This is a genomic window from Paenibacillus sp. GCM10027629 (assembly GCF_042676425.1).
GTDB lineage: Bacteria > Bacillota > Bacilli > Paenibacillales > Paenibacillaceae > Paenibacillus_K > Paenibacillus_K terrigena.
The window spans coordinates 261,060-280,103 of the sequence record NZ_JBHTGZ010000003.1; the positions used below are offsets into that span (position 1 = coordinate 261,060).

At 46.0% G+C, this 19,044-nt stretch carries 15 protein-coding genes; 14 read left to right on the forward strand and 1 reads right to left on the reverse strand.

Annotation, left to right across the window (positions count from 1 at the left end):
* Positions 1-155: 155 nt before the first annotated feature.
* Genes ACFQZR_RS01760 through ACFQZR_RS01775 form a run of 4 tightly spaced genes read left to right on the forward strand, consistent with a single transcriptional unit; the run spans position 156 to position 4,316 of the window.
* Positions 156-1,739, forward strand: coding sequence for a spore germination protein (locus ACFQZR_RS01760; RefSeq protein WP_379342299.1), 1,584 nt, complete (start codon positions 156-158; stop codon positions 1,737-1,739).
* Positions 1,740-1,765: 26 nt separating this feature from the next.
* Positions 1,766-2,959, forward strand: coding sequence for a Ger(x)C family spore germination protein (locus ACFQZR_RS01765; protein ID WP_379342301.1), 1,194 nt, complete (start codon positions 1,766-1,768; stop codon positions 2,957-2,959).
* Between the two features lie 7 nt (positions 2,960-2,966).
* Entirely contained in the window at positions 2,967-3,200 is a 234-nt protein-coding gene (locus tag ACFQZR_RS01770) for a hypothetical protein (protein WP_379342303.1), read from the forward strand.
* Positions 3,201-3,212: 12 nt separating this feature from the next.
* Positions 3,213-4,316 carry a GerAB/ArcD/ProY family transporter gene (locus tag ACFQZR_RS01775; RefSeq protein WP_379342305.1) on the forward strand — a complete coding sequence of 368 codons (1,104 nt, stop codon included), beginning with the start codon at positions 3,213-3,215 and terminating at the stop codon, positions 4,314-4,316.
* A 47-nt stretch (positions 4,317-4,363) separates the two neighbouring features.
* Here ACFQZR_RS01775 and ACFQZR_RS01780 read toward each other — a convergent pair whose 3' ends face one another.
* Positions 4,364-5,953 carry a PucR family transcriptional regulator gene (locus ACFQZR_RS01780; RefSeq protein ID WP_379342307.1) on the reverse strand — a complete coding sequence of 530 codons (1,590 nt, stop codon included), beginning with the start codon at positions 5,951-5,953 and terminating at the stop codon, positions 4,364-4,366.
* 144 nt (positions 5,954-6,097) lie between these two features.
* Here ACFQZR_RS01780 and gabT point away from each other — a divergent pair, with 144 nt between their 5' ends.
* From gabT to ACFQZR_RS01830, 10 genes are all read left to right on the forward strand, one after another.
* Positions 6,098-7,453, forward strand: a complete 1,356-nt coding sequence (gene gabT / locus ACFQZR_RS01785) for a 4-aminobutyrate--2-oxoglutarate transaminase (protein WP_379342309.1) — start codon at positions 6,098-6,100, stop codon at positions 7,451-7,453.
* Between the two features lie 9 nt (positions 7,454-7,462).
* The gene (locus ACFQZR_RS01790; RefSeq protein ID WP_379342311.1) at positions 7,463-8,887 is read left to right on the forward strand and encodes an aldehyde dehydrogenase family protein; all 1,425 of its coding nucleotides are present in this window, start codon (positions 7,463-7,465) and stop codon (positions 8,885-8,887) included.
* A gap of 298 nt (positions 8,888-9,185) precedes the next feature.
* Positions 9,186-10,325 carry a saccharopine dehydrogenase family protein gene (locus ACFQZR_RS01795; RefSeq protein WP_379342313.1) on the forward strand — a complete coding sequence of 380 codons (1,140 nt, stop codon included), beginning with the start codon at positions 9,186-9,188 and terminating at the stop codon, positions 10,323-10,325.
* A gap of 40 nt (positions 10,326-10,365) precedes the next feature.
* On the forward strand, positions 10,366-11,979 hold the full coding sequence (locus tag ACFQZR_RS01800) for an amidohydrolase (RefSeq protein WP_379342315.1): 1,614 nt from the start codon (positions 10,366-10,368) through the stop codon (positions 11,977-11,979).
* Between the two features lie 20 nt (positions 11,980-11,999).
* Positions 12,000-13,100, forward strand: coding sequence for an ABC transporter ATP-binding protein (locus tag ACFQZR_RS01805; protein WP_379342317.1), 1,101 nt, complete (start codon positions 12,000-12,002; stop codon positions 13,098-13,100).
* A 30-nt stretch (positions 13,101-13,130) separates the two neighbouring features.
* The gene (locus ACFQZR_RS01810) at positions 13,131-14,030 is read left to right on the forward strand and encodes an ABC transporter permease (protein ID WP_379342320.1); all 900 of its coding nucleotides are present in this window, start codon (positions 13,131-13,133) and stop codon (positions 14,028-14,030) included.
* A gap of 3 nt (positions 14,031-14,033) precedes the next feature.
* Positions 14,034-14,816, forward strand: a complete 783-nt coding sequence (locus tag ACFQZR_RS01815) for an ABC transporter permease (protein ID WP_379342322.1) — start codon at positions 14,034-14,036, stop codon at positions 14,814-14,816.
* Between the two features lie 31 nt (positions 14,817-14,847).
* Entirely contained in the window at positions 14,848-15,906 is a 1,059-nt protein-coding gene (locus ACFQZR_RS01820; RefSeq protein WP_379342324.1) for an ABC transporter substrate-binding protein, read from the forward strand.
* 26 nt (positions 15,907-15,932) lie between these two features.
* Positions 15,933-17,363, forward strand: a complete 1,431-nt coding sequence (locus ACFQZR_RS01825; protein WP_379342326.1) for a gamma-aminobutyraldehyde dehydrogenase — start codon at positions 15,933-15,935, stop codon at positions 17,361-17,363.
* 37 nt (positions 17,364-17,400) lie between these two features.
* On the forward strand, positions 17,401-18,993 hold the full coding sequence (locus ACFQZR_RS01830; protein ID WP_379342328.1) for a flavin monoamine oxidase family protein: 1,593 nt from the start codon (positions 17,401-17,403) through the stop codon (positions 18,991-18,993).
* Positions 18,994-19,044 lie beyond the last annotated feature (51 nt).

Sequence of the window (19,044 nt, forward strand, 5' to 3'; positions counted from 1 at the left end):
TAGCTCTATACCAGTGGACCGTCCGGACTGAATGAAGTCAGGACGGTCTTCTCATTGGATTGCTTCGATGCGGTGAAGTGGTCTTCCCTCAGGTTTATCAAGGCATGGATTAGGTAACAATTGATCCATAGCATTGAAAAATCGAGGGATTGTTTATGGATCATAACAATAAGACTAACGGAGATACACAAGAAGACTCCCATAACGCGGTATCGAAATCGGATGCCGAGGAACCTATTTCAGCCAATCTGCAACAAAATATTGATAAGGTAAAACAAGCGCTAGGAAATAGTAATGACATCATCCTCAGAGAAATACGGATTGGGAAAATTGGCAATCTCAAAGCAGCTATTTTCTACACGGACGGGTTAACCGGAACGCAAGCGCTTGCCGATTACGTCATAGAATCATTGTTAATGGATATGAAAAACACCGAATTGGATCAAATGATCTCCTTCGGCCAAGATGTATTAAATGTCCTAAAAGAACGTGCCCTCACCTTTGGTGGAGTGACAGAAGTCCTCAACTATGAAATGTTATACACTTTCTTATTATCAGGAGACGCTATCCTGTTATTTGAAGGGCATTGCAAAGGGTTTTCCATCGGGGTAAGGCAATGGAATCAACGAAGTGTTACAGAGCCAGCGACAGAGACGATCGTACGTGGTCCGCGCGAGAGTTTTACGGAGTCCATTCGGACAAATACTGCGTTGATTCGACGTAAGATAAAAGATCGTAATCTTTGGCTGGAGTCGAGAACGATAGGACGAGTTACCAAAACCGATGTATCGATCATGTATATTCATGGAATTGCGAGTGACAACATCGTGGATGAAGTGCGTAAACGGCTGGATCGGATTGATATCGATGGCATACTGGAAAGCGGTTATATCGAGGAATTAATACAGGATGAGACGTTTACACCGTTCCCTACGATATATAATACGGAACGACCGGATGTCGTTGCAGCTGATTTGCTGGAGGGACGCGTAGCAATTCTGGTGGATGGAACACCATTCGTTCTTACCGCTCCTGCTACATTTATTCAATTCTTCCAGGCGGCTGAAGATTATTATCAACGTGCGGATGTCAGCAGCGTGCTGCGCGCACTTCGTTTTTTCAGCTTCTTTATTTCTCTTGTCGGGACGTCCATGTATATCGCGATTACCACGTTTCACCAAGAGATGTTACCGACAGCTTTATTAATTAGTGTGGCGGCTCAACGCGAAGGTGTTCCCTTTCCAGCGATAATTGAGGCGCTGATGATGGAGACAGCACTTGAAATATTACGGGAAGCTAGCATAAGAATGCCACGAGCTGTTGGTCAAGCGGTATCCATTCTAGGTACGCTCGTCATTGGAACGGCAGCCGTAGAGGCAGGCATCGCATCGGCAGCCATGGTTATTGTCATATCCATCACAGCGATTTCCAATTTCATTTTTCCTGCGCCCAATATGTCGATTTCTGTCCGATTAATTCGGGTTCCTATTTTGATTCTGGCAGCTTCTTTCGGTTTATTCGGGATGATTATTGGATTTATTGCGCTCGTGCTACACTTGTGCAGCTTACGCTCTTTTGGCGTACCTTATACAAGTTCTCTGGCGCCATTCATTCTGGAAGATCAGAAGGATACGATTTTTAGACTGCCCCGTTGGAGAATGAGAACCCGCCCGCGCCTCATTAGCCAGAAGGACGTAACTCGTAATCAACCATCCCCTGCCCCTAAACCCCGAATTTAGCAAACGGCCGATGAAAGGAGTATACAATGGTACGAAAGCGGCTTATGATCGTGCTTTTCTGCATCCAATTCATTGTAACGGGTTGTTGGAACCGTAGGGAACTGAATGAACTAGCAATTGCAGTGGGAATGGGCATTGATAAACAGGGTGAACAATATAAGGTTTCCGTGCAGGTTGTTGTTCCAGCTGAAATTGCGGCGAAAAAAAGCCGAGGCGCGTCCCCAGTTATCCTGTATAGTGGTGTTGGAGATAGCGTATTTGAAGCAATCCGCAAGATGACAACGGAAAGTCCCAGAAAAATATATATTTCTCACCTTCGTATTCTTGTTCTTGGTGAAGCTTTGGCCAGAGATGGAATCGGCAAATCATTGGATTTCCTGGCGAGAGACAGTGAAGCACGATCTGATTTTTACATTGCCGTGTCTAAGGAGTCAAATGCTGAAGACATACTGAAGGTCTTGACGGCACTGGATGCTATCCCAGCGAATATGCTTTTTACTGCACTCGAAACATCACAGAAAGCATGGGCACCGACTTTGTCTGTCACTTTAGATGAATTGATAGCTGATTTAACGAGTGAAGGCAAGAACCCCGTATTGGCCGGAATCACCGTTCATGGGAACCCGGGAGAGGGCAGCACCAACACCAGTGTGCAGAAGGTCGATACCCCAGTACGCTTGCAGTATACGACTTTAGCTGTCTTTAGAAAAGACAAGCTGATCGGCTGGTTAAATGAGAAGGAAAGCAAAGGGTATAACTATATTCGTGATAAGGTAAAAAGTACCGCAGCTGTGATTCCCTGTCCAAGCGGAGGCAAAGCAACATTAGAAGTCATTCGTACCAAAACCAAAGTAAAAGGCAGGATCATTCAAGGGAAACCCCATATTGATATTAACCTCCGTAGTGAAGTCAATGTTGATGAAGTCGGATGCCAAATTGATTTAACGAAGACAAAAACCATTTCCCAATTGGAGAGTTTAGGGGAAGAAACGATGAAGAAACTGATTCATGAGGCTGTACATACCGTGCAGCAAAAATATAAAGTTGATATTTTTGGGTTCGGAGAAGTGATTCGACGCTCTAATCCCAAAGCATGGAAAAAAATGAAACAGGACTGGGATCGGTATTTCATGAATTTAGATGTAAATGTGAAGGCTGATGCTTCGATTCGACAGATAGGTACGGTAGGCAACTCATTCTTGGGAAGAATAAAGGAGTAGAACGATCATGTGGGCGGTCGCAGGAATTCTTGCCATAGCGATAGTTATTATTTTCATCGAAGTCCCCCGGCTATTACAAAGAAAAATGCATAAAGAGTTATGGGTATTCTTCACTCTGCTGGCAGCGGGAACCGGACTAAGTATTGCGCTGGAGCTCCACTGGAACATCCCTAGTCCGCTCTACTTGATGATTGCAATATACAAGCCGATCAGCAACCTCATTTATGGTCTCTTGAAGTAGAAGGAGGAAAACATGCTGGAGAACGGAAAGATATCCTTACGACAATTTGCCATCTTGGTCACACTATTTACGGTCGGCGATGCGATCTTGGTGTTGCCGTCGGTTATGGCCTCACAGGCCAAAGAAGATGCATGGATCGCATCCATTGTTGGTGAAGGAATCGGGCTGCTCGTCATTTTTTTATTTACGGCCGTAGCGCGACTCAACCCTGGGATGACCTTGGTGGAATACAATAAGAAAATACTGGGCACAACCCTGGGAACACTGTTGTCGCTGTTGTTCTTAGTCTATTTTCTGATTTGTGCCGCAGCAAATATTAGGGAAATCGGCGATTTTATGGCCACACAGAGCATGCCGGAGACGCCGAATCAAGCGATCTACATCATGTTTTTGTTTGTTGTCGTGATGGGTATAAGGCGTGGACTCGAAGTGATCGCTCGAGCAGGGGAGATGTTCTTCCCGGGATTCATCCTGTTTTTTATCCTGTTCATCCTGTTTCTATTGCCACAAACACATCCAGAGAACATTCAACCCGTTCTTGCGGAGGGAATGAAACCGATCCTTAAGGGTGCCATTGCATCATCGACGTTTTCTTCTGTGCAACTCGTTGCATTCCTTATGATTATACCTTATGTCAACCAGCCCAAGCATATATTGAAAAGCTTTATGTCCGGAGCTTTTCTGGGCAGTATATTTTTGATTCTTTTAATTCTGCTAACGATTCTTGTGTTGGGGGTGGATGGAACGGCGAATAATATGTATCCAAGTTATTCGTTGGCCAAAAAAATTAATATTGGCAAGTTTCTGGAAAGGATTGAAGCTATTCTGGCTCTCATGTGGTTCGTCACGATCTTTTTTAAGATTACGATTTTCTTTTATAGCTTCATTCTAGGATTGAGTCAACTATTGAATCTCAAGGAGTACAAGGCGTTAGTCTTGCCTTCTGCGATGCTGCTCATGGTGCTTACCATCGTTATAGCGCCAAACACCACTTTCTATCATAATGTGATTACATGGTACTGGCCATTTTTCGATAGCACTTTCAATGTGCTATTCCCCTTATTGTTGCTAAGCGTTTACGGACTTCGCAAGATGGTTTCAAACAATGAACGATAACAGGATTCAGGAGCTGCGAGCGTACCGTTCCAGCTTCTTTTTTTTGGCTATTGATTCTCTAACGTGTTGAGTCGAACGGCTAATTGAAGATTGAACTGCGTTTCCGCTTCATTAAGATCGAAATCCCCTAATGATATGGCTCGATCCAATCGATAACGCAACGTTTTAGGATGGATTTTTAATTCGTCAGCCGTTTTTTTGAGCTGAAATCCTAATCGGGCGAAAGTTAATAGAGTACGGATCAGCACGTCGCCGTTTTTGCTTCTGTGGATCGGATCAAACAGCTTGCTAAGGAAGGATGAACGTGCATCTTGATCACCCATCAGAACCCTTGGAACCAGCAAGTCTTGATAGCGGTGATGTTGCCCGAATTGGATATGTGGAAGGATGGAACTCACTTCTCTATACCCCTGACGTACGTTCCTAAACCCTCGATGAGGCAGACTCACGGCAAAAGATAGATTCGTGTCTTTCATCGACTTCCAGATCTGCTCTGATTGAACACGAGTTGGAAGTAAAAAAATGATTTGGTTCTGCGTCAGAGAGAGGACTGCTGGTATTTTTAGCTCTTGCATTTTCTGTTTGAGCTTGTCAGCTAACCGCTCACGCTTAACGATGCCTTCATGAGACAGAGGGACAGGGGCATCCATAACCAGTGTGCCAACGGAGTATACGCCTTCCGGTTCGAAGCCTAACAGTTCTGCTCGTCGTAAGATCTGGGGGGTTGTATTGAATTCACCTTCAAATAATGAATCAAGGAACGAATATCCTAGCTGGGCCTCGAGAGATGCAAGTGCCCGCTGTTGAGAAATATGCAGCGCCATGACGATGGATGCGGATTGAGCAGCGCGTAAGTCTTCTTCTCGAAGTGGCTGTTGCCCTTCGACGATCCACAAGAGACCGACTAGTTCCTTTTTGATCGAGATAGGGCACACGTAACGAGAATATAGATTCGAGTTCGGTGTGTCTTGAATTCTTATGGGTTGTGAACCGGAACGGAGAGACAAATGCTGTGCTTGTTCTTTGGAAAATGTGGAAATCTCGTGAAGTAGTTGTTCGGTGTTCTCTGCTGTATATCCATCTTCTTGTAACGTATGTACGGCCATAAGATGGCCTTCCGGATGCTGAATTATGATCGTTCTTTCAATCAGTTGCCCTAAAGTATGAGCAATTTCCTGAAGATCCTTCGCTTCAAAAGCAATGCGCATAAGTTCCTGATGAATGAATCCAGATTGTTCCTGAAGCTTATATTGATAGGTCAGAATCGAACTGAGGATTTCTTCCGTAATGGTATTGAATTGAATCTCCCATGGGATTTCTAGGAGCGGGAAATGCAGTTCGTTGGCCACTGCGCATGCAGCCTGGGGTATTTTATCAATGTATTGGGGTACGGCAAGTCCTAACCCGCTGAGGCCTCTCTTAGATAATTGGATAATAAGGTCACAAAGCTTCTCTTCGTCTTGAGGCCATCCGTAACCAGTTGTCAGTAGGAAATCCCCTGCGTTCACCCAAGGTAACGGATTAGGCAAATCAACGATGGGTACCCATCGAATCATGCGGTCAAGACCTTCCGCTCCGGCTACGACTGTGGCCTGTTGGAGCGAAGGCAGTTTCAATGCCTGGACTAGCTTGATCATTCGCTCACTCCAATCCTTTATTATTTATCCCTAATTGATAATAAATATATTAAAACTTATCCCTGTGCGCAATAGTATTCTTCCAGTTATAGGATTAAAATGTGAAGAAAGCGCTTTATATAAGGAGAAAAGGGGTATAGAAAGATGGAATTAACGAGGAAAATTAGTTCTGTTGTTTCACCGTTTCCGGGGAGCCGGACGCAGGAATTACTAGATAAGAGGCAAGCTCTCGTGCCAAGAGGCGTTGGCAACAATACTCCTATTTTTGTGCAAAAGGCCGAAGGGTCATTGATATATGATGTGGATGGCAATGTATTCTTGGATTTTGCCGGGGCGATCGGAACAATGAACGTAGGCCATTGCCCGCCGGAGGTCGTAGACGCTGTACAGAAGCAGGCTGAGCAATATCTCCACACATGCTTTCATGTGGCTATGTATGAACCCTATCTTGCCCTCGCCGAGAAGCTGGCACAAATAACGCCAGGCAGCTTTCAGAAAAAAACCATCTTCTTGAACAGCGGAGCTGAAGCGGTAGAGAACGCCGTGAAAATTGCACGGAAATATACGGGGAAGCCGGGTATCGTCTCGTTTACAAGGGCATTTCATGGGCGAACGCTGATGGGGATGTCGCTTACAAGCAAGGTAAAGCCTTATAAATTCCAAATGGGGCCGTTTGCCCCTGCCACCTACAAAGCCCCATACCCAAATCCAACAGCCCGTCCAGAAGGGATGTCGGAAAAAGAGTACGCGTTGTACTGCGTTAAACAGTTCGAAGACTTCCTCTATACGGAGGTTTCGCCGGAAGAATTAGCTGCCGTGATTATGGAGCCGGTGCAAGGTGAAGGCGGATTTATCGTACCGCCGAAGGAATTTGTGAAAGGTGTGTACGACATCTGTCAACGCAACAATATTTTGTTTATCGCGGATGAAATCCAAACCGGCTTCGGACGAACGGGTCACATGTTTGCCAGTACACACTTTGACATTGAGCCTGATTTGATAACGATGTCCAAATCAATCGCCGCAGGATTGCCGATCAGCGCGGTAACGGGCCGAGCAGAAATAATGGATGCACCGTCACCAGGGGAAATCGGCGGAACCTATGGCGGCAGTCCGCTTGGTTGTGCGGCGGCTTTGGCCGTGATCGAGAAAATCGAACGTGAGGATCTTGTTGAAAGATCGCGTTCGATCGGAGATACGATTCGCGCTTGTCTCATGGATTTGCAACAATCCATACCACTGATTGCCGATGTACGCGGACTAGGCGCGATGTGCGCCGTTGAATTCATTCATCCGGATAACAATGAGCCGGCTAAAGCGTATGTTGCTGAGGTACAAAAGGGCTGCTACGAGGCCGGGGTTATCTTGTTAAGCGCAGGGGTGCATGGAAATGTGATCCGCTTCCTGACGCCGCTTGTTATGACAGATGAAGAGCTTGCAGAAGGACTTGAATTGATTAGAGAAGTCATGCTTCGGCAGTATGCGCTGTTGAGAAAGTAGGGGATGCTCGTGAAACGTAATTTATTCATTAATGGTCAATGGAAAGAAGCGGCTAAATACAATGCGCTTTATGCCCCCTTCTCGGGAGAAAGAATAGCTGATGTAGGCCATGCGGATGATGCGGATACGGAGGAGGCCATTCAAGCCGCAGTGGCCGCTGCCGATAAGATGGCCAGTTTATCAGCGTATCAACGTACGACAATTCTGAGCAAAGCGGCTGATATATTGGAAACGCGAAAAGAAGAGCTTGCTCGTCTCCTTGCCTTAGAAGCGGCCAAACCGATAAAAACAGCAAGGGGAGAAATTGCCCGTACGATACAGACTTACCGGTTCGCAGCGATGGAAGCCAGTCGTATTCATGGGGAAACCGTCCCGCTGGATGCAGCACCAGGCGGAGAAGGAAGGATAGCTTTCACACTTCGCAAGCCGCTTGGTGTCGTAGCCGCGATTACCCCGTTTAATTTCCCGTTTAACTTAGTCGCGCATAAAGTCGGCCCTGCGATTGCTGCCGGTAATACAATCGTATTGAAACCGGCAGGTCAAACGCCACTTTCTTCACTGGTACTGGCTGAAGTATTCCAAGAAGCGGGCCTTCCTGACGGCGCCTTGAATATTATACCGGGGCCGGGAGCAATTGTCGGGGAAAAGCTGGTGCGCGATCCAAGAATTAAAGCTGTTACATTCACGGGCAGTCCGGCCGTTGGTATTGCGATGAAGAACAAAGCAGGTCTAAAGCGTGTAACGCTGGAGCTTGGCTCCAATTCGGCTTTGATCATTGACCATACCGTCGAAATTTCCGATGAACTGATTGATCGCTGTGTGCTCGGAGCCTTTTCTTTTAGTGGGCAGGTTTGCATTTCCATTCAGCGGATTTTGGTGCACGAGGGTAAGTATGAGCATTTTCTCAATCAATATAAGGCGAAGGTAGAGAAGTTGGTTATCGGTGACCCATTGAACGAAAGTACAGATATGTCCGCAATGATTCATGAAAAAGAAGTAACGCGTATGCAAGAATGGGTTGACAGCGCCGTGATGAGAGGTGCTCATGTCGTTACTGGTGGTACTGCTTTAAATTCACGGATCTTTCCGCCGACAATTTTGACGAATGTGTCTGCGGATGAGCCCGTATCCTGCGAGGAGGTATTCGGCCCAATTGCCATCGTTTCTTCGTTTTCCACACTGGAACAAGCCATTAACGAGGTGAATCATTCCCGCTTTGGGCTTCAGGCCGGTATTTATACCCATGACATCCATTCAGCGATGCATGCAGCGGAGAAGCTTGAAGTCGGAGGCGTTATGATTAATGATTTTCCGACGTTTCGAGTCGATAACATGCCTTATGGCGGCGTGAAAGAAAGCGGATTCGGACGTGAGGGTGTCCAATATGCTGTAGAAGAGATGACAGAGATGAAGCTAATCACGATCAGACTATAAGAGGAAGTTCAAAAAGTCCCCTTTTGATCACGAAGTATTTCAGGAAGTACCTCGACATCGAATCTTGCGTTCACCCTTGAAGTCCGGTACTCATTTAGGTTTTGCCTAAACTCCGTTCCTCCTTCTTCGGGTTCCCGCAACCTTCTCGGTGCTGAAAAGTTGACTTTTTGAACACACATTATATTAGGAAACGCACACTTTGAACTCGTAATCTATTAAATTTTTCATATCAAACAGGAGAAATTGAACTGCGTTTAGAATATTCACTAATCGCATGTATGTAAAAGGGGGGCTTCAATTGAGTAAAGTTGTTGTACTAGGAGCGACAGGCACAATTGGTAAAGTTATCGTCAAAGATTTGGCCGCAAGCGGCGTCGATGTCATCGCCTGTGATTTGGATCAAGCGAGACTGGACGAATTGGCTGCGTGGGTTGGTAAAGAGATTACGACCGCAACACTTAACATTAGAGATTTGGAAGCGGCGAAAGACGTATTGCGTCAAGGAAAAGTGTGTGTGAATGCTACGAATTATGTTTTTAATTTGGATGCAATGAAAGCGGCTTCATCGGTTGGCGTGAGCGTGCTCGATTTAGGCGGACTTTTCAAATATACGAATGAACAATTAAAATTGGATGCACAAATGAAGGAAGCGAACATCCTATCGATCACAGGGATGGGCTCAGATCCAGGCACTTCGAACGTATTCTGTCGTTATGGCGTTAACCTGCTGGATACAGCGGAAGAAATTCATATCCGTTACGGTTCGACTTCGTCAGGAACAACCTTTGCGTTTGCTGCGGATACGATCATTGATGAAGCAGTTAAAAATGCTATGGCCGTAAAAGATGGCGTTCTGGTCGAAATTCCGCCTTTAGCGGATGAAGAGTTTACACATTTCCATGATGCATTGGGCATTCAAAAAACGTATTCTATTATTCATTCTGAGCTCGCCACATTGCCTACCAGTTTTCCGGAAGTAAGAGAAATTACATACAAAGATACATGGGATCCGGCGACGATTGAGAAAATCAAAATGCTGGAAGAGCTCGGACTTGTTGACACGAATGAATTGGAAGACGGGACTGTGCCACGCCGCCAGATTGTAGCGCTGCTGACCAAAGTGCTTGCCAAGAAAGAGAAGCCGGTGTGGGGAACAGATTCGCTGCTCGTTGAAATCAAGGGCAAGAAAAACGGAAACCAGACAACCGTAAGATTAGAATTGCTGACCAGATATCAGGAGGAATGGGGCGTAAGTCCTACGCAATACGCAACGGCGATTCCGGCCTCCATCGTGGCCCAAATGCTCTTGAAGGGTGAAATTACGGAAAAAGGTGTCAAGCCACCGGAGCTTTGCGTCGATCCTGAAACGTATATATCCTACCTGAAAAATAAAAACGTAGAACTTTATATCACAATTAGTGAAACAAAAAAACAATAGATCATCATTCTCTAACAGTAGCTATACGAGGAGGTAAGATATGTCATCTCTGAAACATGTTGAACATGCAGACATCTTGATCTCAAGCAATGTCGTGTTTACAGGTGTTGATCATTCGCCAAAGCCTGCATCAATCGCGATTCAAGGCAATAAGATTGTGGCGGTTGGACATGAAGACGAATTGAAAGAACGCATTGGACCCCATACCCAAGTGTACCGTTACCAAGATAAACTTGTTATGCCAGGCTTTAATGATCTGCATCTTCATGTCGTTCCTGGATGTCTGATGGAAGACCATGTTAATCTGCTCGGTGCACGTTCTGAACAAGAAGTCGTCGACTTAGTGTCGGAATTTGCCAAAACAAGACCTGATGATTTTTGGGTTCAAGGATATATGTGGTACCACACGAAGTGGGATGACCCTAAGCTGCCGCATCGCGCTTCACTGGATGCCGTCATTCCGGACCGCCCGGTCTTCTTATTCCATGCCTCCGGTCATACGGTGTGGGTGAATTCGAAGGCACTAGAGATCCTGGGCATTGACAAGAACACGCCGAATCCTCCGCATGGAGAGATTATGAAAGACGAGTTCGATGAGCCGACAGGAATTCTCTATGAAGCGGCAGCCAGTCTGGCTGCTAAGCATGCGATGAATTTAGCCGAGAATAGGAAAAGACCCGTGTTTGGAAGATTTCTCAGTCAAGCGGCTGAGTTAGGTATTACATCGTTGACGGACATTTTTAAAGTAACGGATTTGGAAATCAGTGAGATTGAACTTTATGAAGAGTTTGAGAAGCAAGGAAAATTGACTTCGAGAATCCACTTTTTAATTGGTCTTGAAGCAGATTTGGAGAGAGCTAGACATTACCGTGACAAGTATCAATCGGGCATGCTTCGTTTTTCCGGATTGAAAGAATTTCTGGACGGCGTCGTCACCACACATACAGCAAATCTTGTTGAGCCATACACGGACATTCCCGAATATTGCGGCCCACAGGTTCCCGAGAAAATGAGGGAGTATGTGCTCGCAGCGGACCAAGAAGGCTTTCGTATTCGGTTTCACGCGGTCGGGGACGGTGCTGTGCGTTATGCGCTGGATTTATTCGAAGAAGCGCAGCAGAGCAACGGAAGTCGAGATGCCAGACATACGATCGAGCATATCGAGGTTGTACACCCTGAAGATATTCCGCGCTTTAAGGAGCTGGGTGTGATTGCATCCATGCAGCCGGAGCATATGGAGCTGATCAACAAGAAGCACTACTTCTCCTGTATTGGCGAGCGGGAGCAGCATACGTTCGCGATCAGATCGCTGCTCGATGCCGGAGCGAAAGTGGTATTGAATACCGATTACCCCGTCGTATCGCTGAATCCGTTCCTGGAAATCTACCGTGCAACAACCAGGATTACAGGCGAAGGTGAGCTGTTTAATGGGGGAGAAGCGATCACGCTCACCGAGGCTTTGAAAGCGTATACAACAACAGCGGCATACGGCACCTTTAGAGAAGATGAACTCGGAACGTTGGAAGAAGGAATGTTAGCCGATCTCATCGTCGTTGATTGCGATTTGTTCCAAGTGCCAGCAGAACGAATCAAGGATGCAAAGGTAGAACTCACCATTGTGGATGGTAAAATCATTTTTGAAAAGTTGACATAAAGGATTGGAGAGAACTTCCTATGACAGCCCATTTGGAGATCATAAGCGCACAAAAAAACTACAAAAACTTTAAGGCCGTGGATAACGTGCATTTATCCATCAACAAAGGCGAGTTCGTTACAATCCTAGGGCCGAGCGGATCTGGCAAAACGACGCTGCTCAAATTAATCGCAGGCTTTGAATCGTTAAATAACGGAGCGATATTGCTGGACGGTCAGGAAATCACCAAAAAGAAAGCCTATGACCGCAATATCGGGATGGTGTTCCAAAACTATGCATTATTTCCGCACATGACGATCTTTGACAATATTGCTTATCCGCTCCAGCTGCGAAAAGTTCCGAAACCGGAAATCAAAGAACAGGTATACAAAGCGCTGCAAATGGTGCGGCTTGAAGGCTTTGATTCAAGATTCCCAAGTCAACTGAGCGGCGGTCAGCAGCAACGGGTCGCGCTCGCCCGGGCGATTGTTTTCAATCCGCCTCTATTATTGCTGGATGAGCCGTTAGGTGCGCTTGATAAAAATTTACGTCAGCAGATGCAGTTTGAAATTAAGCATATTCAAGAAAAATTGGGGATCACCACGGTCAATGTCACGCATGATCAAGAAGAGGCGCTAACGATGTCGGATCGCATTTGCGTCATGAATCATGGAAGAGTTGAACAAATGGATACACCTGAAAGGTTATACAATTGTCCGCAGAGTAAATTCGTGTCTTCGTTTATCGGCGAAATCAACTGGTTCCATGGTGAATTTATCCACTCGGAATCTGGCCTATCGATCGTCAAGCTGTTAAACGGGCAAGTTGTACGGATGAAAGCCGAGCATACCCTCGCGGAGAATTCGGGGGTATTGATTGCCATCCGTCCTGAGAATATTCATGTCGTTCATGAAGGATCTGCATATACGCATAAATACCATGTGAAAGTGATGGAAAAAACGTATATCGGAGATTCTTTCCGGGTCGAGGCAATGACAGACACGAATGAACGAATAAGCATCAAGCTTCCTTATGCAGCCACCAAAGAAATGGCTGTGGGTGATCAACTCGAAGTTGGTTGGAATACCGCTGATGCATCTCTGATACCTGACGATGAAGCAAAGAACGATGCGGTTTCTTAGAAAATGAGGGGAGTAAGGTGAGCTCTGCATATGAATAACGCGCAAATGCAAATAACGGCTGTACCCTTGAAAAGAAAGAATCGAAGGTTATCGACGATCCCTGGCATGCATTGGCTGCTGTTTATCATACCAGCCTTATATATGCTGCTGTTGACCTTTATCCCGATCATCAAAATCATGAAATTAGGCGTTCACGACGGAGTAAATTATACATTCGAGTATTTCGTACAAGTATTTAATACACCGGTTTATTTAAAGGTCATCATCAATACGTTCAAAATATCCTTTATTGCGACTTTAGCGGCTTTATTGCTCGGCTATCCGGTTGCCTATCTGCTCTATAAGATGCAGTCGGACAAATGGAGAAATATAACGATGTCTCTGATCATGATCCCTTTCTGGATCAGCGTGCTTATACGTACGTTTACGTGGATGGTCATGCTGCAGAATGAAGGGGTTATCAATAAAGTGCTGATGGGGCTCGGTTTGATCGATCAACCGCTTCAATTGCTCTATACTTCGACCGGCAACATCGTTGGTATGGTTCATTATTTATTTCCATACATGGTGCTGTGTATCTATTCCGTCATGAAAGGAATTGATAGTCGCTTGCTCCAAGCGGCTGAAGGTATGGGGGCAAGGCCTTGGAAAGCCTTCCGTGATGTTGTGTTCCCGCTATCCATGCCTGGCGTGATCGCAGGAGTGCTCATCTGTTTCGTATTCAGTCTCGGTTTTTTTATTACCGGCGTGCTCTTAGGCGGCCCGAAAGATAAAATGATTTCAAATCTAATTGCCAACTTTATCAACGTCACGTTGAATTGGCACTTGGCAGCGGCGTTGTCTATCATTCTCTTAGGTGCAACGATACTTTTGATTGCTGTTCCATTTATTATTTTCAGGAAGCACCCTTCTTTGAAAGGGGTGATATAACATATGGGATTAAGGCTTTTGGTTATTTTCATTCTATTGGTGTTTCTGCTCCCCATTATTCTCATTATCCCGTTATCGTTTACATCTGTGGCGTATTTTCAAATTCCTCCGCCCGGCTATTCACTCGTTTGGTACGAAAAGGTCTTGCAGGATCCCGTATGGATTCAAGTGTTTTCACGCAGCTTGTTCATTGGGGCTATAACAGCGATTGTGTCCCTTGTTGTGGGTACGATGGCAGCGGTAGCCTTTACTCGATTGAATTTTTGGGGTAAAAACATTTTCCTTCCGTTAATGCTGTCGCCGATGGTTGTTCCCACGGTTGTCGTCGCGATAGGACTCTATCATTTTTTCTCGCCATTTAAGCTCGCGGATACGTATACAGGAATGGTTCTATCCAACTCGGTTATCGCGATTCCGATTGTGTTCACGTTAGTCATCGCCAGCTTGAAGGGGGTAGATCGCAATTTAGAATTGGCTGCCATGGGACTGGGTTCCACGCCAATCGGTGCTTTTTTCAAGATTACCGTTCCTTTAATGAAAACAGGACTATTCTCAGGAGCGTTGTTCGCATTTTCGCTTGTTTTTGATGAACCTATCATTTCCCTGTTCATGTCTGGAGCCAACACCAAAACACTGCCAATCAAGTATTGGGAAAGTTTGCGTACAAGTATCGATCCGAGTATCGCTGTTGTATCGACTGTTTTGATCATCATGACCGTGGCTTTGTTCTTAATCCAGGGCTGGATCGGTTCGAATGCTGCGAAACGGAATGTTAGACAGGAGTAATTATAATTTTTAGATATCAGGGGGAGTTAAAATGCAGAAAAAATTGACGGTTATGGTTGCTGTATTTGCCTTATGCGCTTCACTCATCGCATGCGGCAAAAATGAGGAAGGCGGATCCAGTCAAGACAACCCGCAGAAGTTAACGATTGTCGACTGGGATGCAAACTCGGTAGGCTATCGGCAAGCCGCAGTCTATGACGCTTTCGAGAAGAAATATAATGTGAAAATAGTCATTGAAACCCCGCCGGATTATGGAAAACTGCAGGCGATGGTCGATAGCGGGAATGTCACGTGGGATGTTGTGAATGTGGATTCCTTCTACGGGAAATTAGCAGGTCAACAAGGTTTATTCGAACCTTTAGACTACAACATGATCAGTAAAGAAGGTTATAACGATCAGACGGCGACTGCTAATTTTATTGCTTCTGATTCTTTTGCTACCGTCTTGAGCTGGAATTCCGAGAAAATTGACGCTGCACATGCGCCGAAGACATGGGCGGATTTTTGGGACTTAAAGAAATTTCCAGGCGGACGCTCCGCTTATAAATTTCCGGCTCCAACGATTGAGATGGCACTCCTTGCCGATGGTGTAACCCTAGACAAATTGTATCCGCTTGACGTGGACCGCGCGTTCAAGAAGTTAGATGAAATCAAGAGTGATTTCAAGACCTGGTGGACGAGTGGAGCGCAAGTACCTGAGCTCTTAACCAATGGAACAGCAGCTATCGCTACGGGCTATGACGGCGCGCTAACGGATCAGAAGAGGAAGGGAACGCCGATAGAATTCACGTATGAGAATGCATTCCGCTCCTACTTGGGGTGGGTGATTCCGAAAGGAACGAAAAATAAAGACCTTGCGATGAAATTTATCGCATTTGCAACTTCGCTGGATGTCCAAGTGGATTATGGTAAAAACGCCGATTATGCGCCTGCGAATCAAAAGGCGATTGATAAATTGTCCGATGCAGATAAGAAACGTCTTGGGGTCACGCCTGAACTGCAAAAACAACAAATTGCGGCCGATGATTCTTACTGGATTGCAAATTTCGATAAAGTGCAACAGCGCTATGAGCAATGGTTGTTAGAATAGCAAAGGATGAAGAGGAGAGACCGTATATGATGCTAAGAAAGCAAATTTTTATTAACGGGATTTTTGTAGACAGTCGCAGTGATCAATATGATTCCATCCTCAACCCGGCAACCGGAGAAGTGATTGCAGAAGCTCCTGCTTGCACGCCAGAAGATATCGATGCAGCCGTTCAGGCGGCAGGTGTCGCATTCAAGACGTGGAGACATACGACACCGGGTGAGAGAAGTACGGCTTTATTAAAGCTTGCGGACCGAATCGAGGCGCATGCAGAAGAATTGGCTGTCATGGAAACGCAAAATGTTGGACTGCCAATTCAATTCTCGACACATCTGATCGAGTTCATCGTTGATAATTTAAGATTTTTCGCAAGTGCTGCACGTATGCTGCAAGGGCCTGTTGCAGGCGAGTATATGGCACAGCATAACAGTATGCTGCGCCGGGAGCCGCTCGGGGTTATCGGTTCAATCGCACCGTGGAATTTTCCGCTAGCTATGGCCGTCTGGAAAATCGGTCCCGCGATCGCAGCGGGTAATACGGTTGTCCTTAAGCCATCCGAGCTTACACCATTAACGGCTTTGAAGCTTGCGGAATTGAGTGTTGGGATTTTGCCGCCAGGCGTACTGAATATCGTTACGGGTCAAGGTACAGTGGCTGGAGCAGAGTTGGTACGTCATCCCGAGGTTAAAATGGCGGCGCTTACGGGAAGTGTGCGTGCAGGTAAATCAATTGCCAGGGAAGCGGCTGACTCGATGAAAAAATTGCATCTGGAGCTGGGCGGGAAGGCGCCGTTTATCGTATTCGACGATGCCAAATTGGATGATGCCGTTTTCTGGGCAGCCGCAGGCGGGTTTTACAACAGCGGGCAAGACTGTACGGCAGCAACAAGAATCTACATTCAAGAATCCATCTACGAAGAATTTATTACCAAATTAAAATCCTTCGTTGAAAGTACAGCCATTGGTGATCCAATGCTCCAGGATACATTAGTAGGACCTGTGATTTCCGAGGCTCATCTTTATAAAATCGATGAAATGGTACAGCGGGCTGCTAATTCGGGCTGTACGATCTTGACGGGAGGCAAGCGATTAGATCGGGCCGGGTTTTTCTACCAGCCTACGGTGATCGCTGGAGCACAGCAATCCGATGAGATCATTCAGGAAGAAGTGTTTGGTCCTGTCATTACCGTTACCCCATTCAAAACTGATGATGAAGCCATCCAAATGGCGAATGATTGCAAGTACGGATTGGCATCCTCCGTCTGGACCAAAAATTTAGATCGTGCTATGCGTGCAAGCAGAGCGCTTGAGTTCGGCGAGGTATGGACGAATGCGCATCTGAGCCTTGTGAGTGAAATGCCGCACGGCGGACATAAGATGTCGGGGTATGGATCGGATTTATCCGTATATGCGCTAGAAGAGTACACGCGTTTAAAACATGTCATGATGAAATTTGAATAGAGGTTGAACAAATTTAATCAAGCGGGGGATGATTCCAATGTCAAAAACTCCTTTGATGCGTCAGTTGCAAGCTGCTGCCAGAATCGCTGGCGAAGCAGCGAAGCGAGATGTCACCGTAGAACAAGTTATTGAGGAACGTATTACGCAGAAGGTTTCTCGCAGGGATTTTCTACAGAAAGCAATCCTCGCATCCGCTGCATTGGCAGTGCCTTCAGTCATGTTCAACCTAGGTGCCAAAGTCGTGAATGCGGCGACAGCTCCCCGTGTTGCGATCGTCGGCGCTGGACTCGCCGGATTAACGGCCGCCTATCGTCTTAAACAGGCAGGAATCAACGCTCAGGTATATGAAGCATCTTCCCGTGTAGGAGGACGCTGCTTTACCGGAAGGAATGCCTTTAATGAAGGGCAAATCTATGAGCATGGCGGAGAATTAGTTAATACGGATCATACGGATTTATTGAATCTTATTCAGGAGCTCAATCTGCAGGTGGACGATCTATATGAATACGAAAATGGCGATTTCCGTATTGTTATCGATGGGTCTGTTGTTGATTTTGCAGAATTGTCTAGACAGTTCCTCCCTGTGTGGGATCCACTTCAGAGGGATCGCAGAGGTGCAGGCGATGTGACGTTATACAATAACTATACGGCACGCGGTAAGCAATTGGATCAGATGTCGATTATCGATTGGTTATCTGCGAATGTTCCGGATGGTATGAATTCATTATTATCCAAAACGGTAGATTTGGCTTACACGGCCAGCATAGGTCTTGAGAGCTCAACGGTAAGTTCGCTCTCTATGATATACGCGATGAGCACGTCGGCTCAAGATGAGTTCAATCCTTTTGGAACGGGTGGCGAAGAGCGTTATCATATTCGTGGCGGAAATGATCAGGTTCCTCAAATCTTGGCTAATAAGCTGAATGGGCAAATTACGCTGTCATCGCCGCTCGAGTGCTTGAGAAAAAATAACAATGGCACGTATTCGCTCTATTTTTCAGGAAGATTAAACTGTGTAGAGGCGGATTATGTCATTTTGGCATTGCCTGCTTCGACATTGCGTGATGTTGATTTAAGCCGTGCAGGCTTCAGAACATTGAAGAAAACAGCAATTGCTGAGATAGGGATGGCTACCAACTCTAAGCTTGCGCTGCAATTTACAGATCGACATTGGGAATCGCTTGGCAGCAGCGGTGCGATCGTATCGGACGTCTATCACGATACATGGGCCACGACGAGAGGGCAAGCGGGGCAATCCGGTATTCTGGTTGACTTCACAGGCGGAAATTTGGGTAATAGCTTTGGTACGGGTTCTACCAATTCGCACGCCCAAAAATTCCTACAATCCATTGAATCCGATCTGCCTGGTTTAAGTCAGAAATGGAACGGAAAAGCGACTCTGGATTACTGGCCAGGGTATCGTTGGACAAAAGGCTCCTACTCTTGCTATAAAGTTGGACAGTACACGAAGTTCAGAGGTATTCTCGGCGAACCTGAAGGTCGGTGCTTCTTTGCCGGGGAGCATACTTCGCTTGATTATCAGCAGTTTTTGAATGGTGCTGTTGAGACAGGAAATCGTGCTGCCAAACAAGTATTAAGCAAATTGAACATTGCAACGGCACACGCCTAAGGTTTAGGCAGCAACAAGGGATCGCCTTTTACTTGTTATAAGTAGACGGCG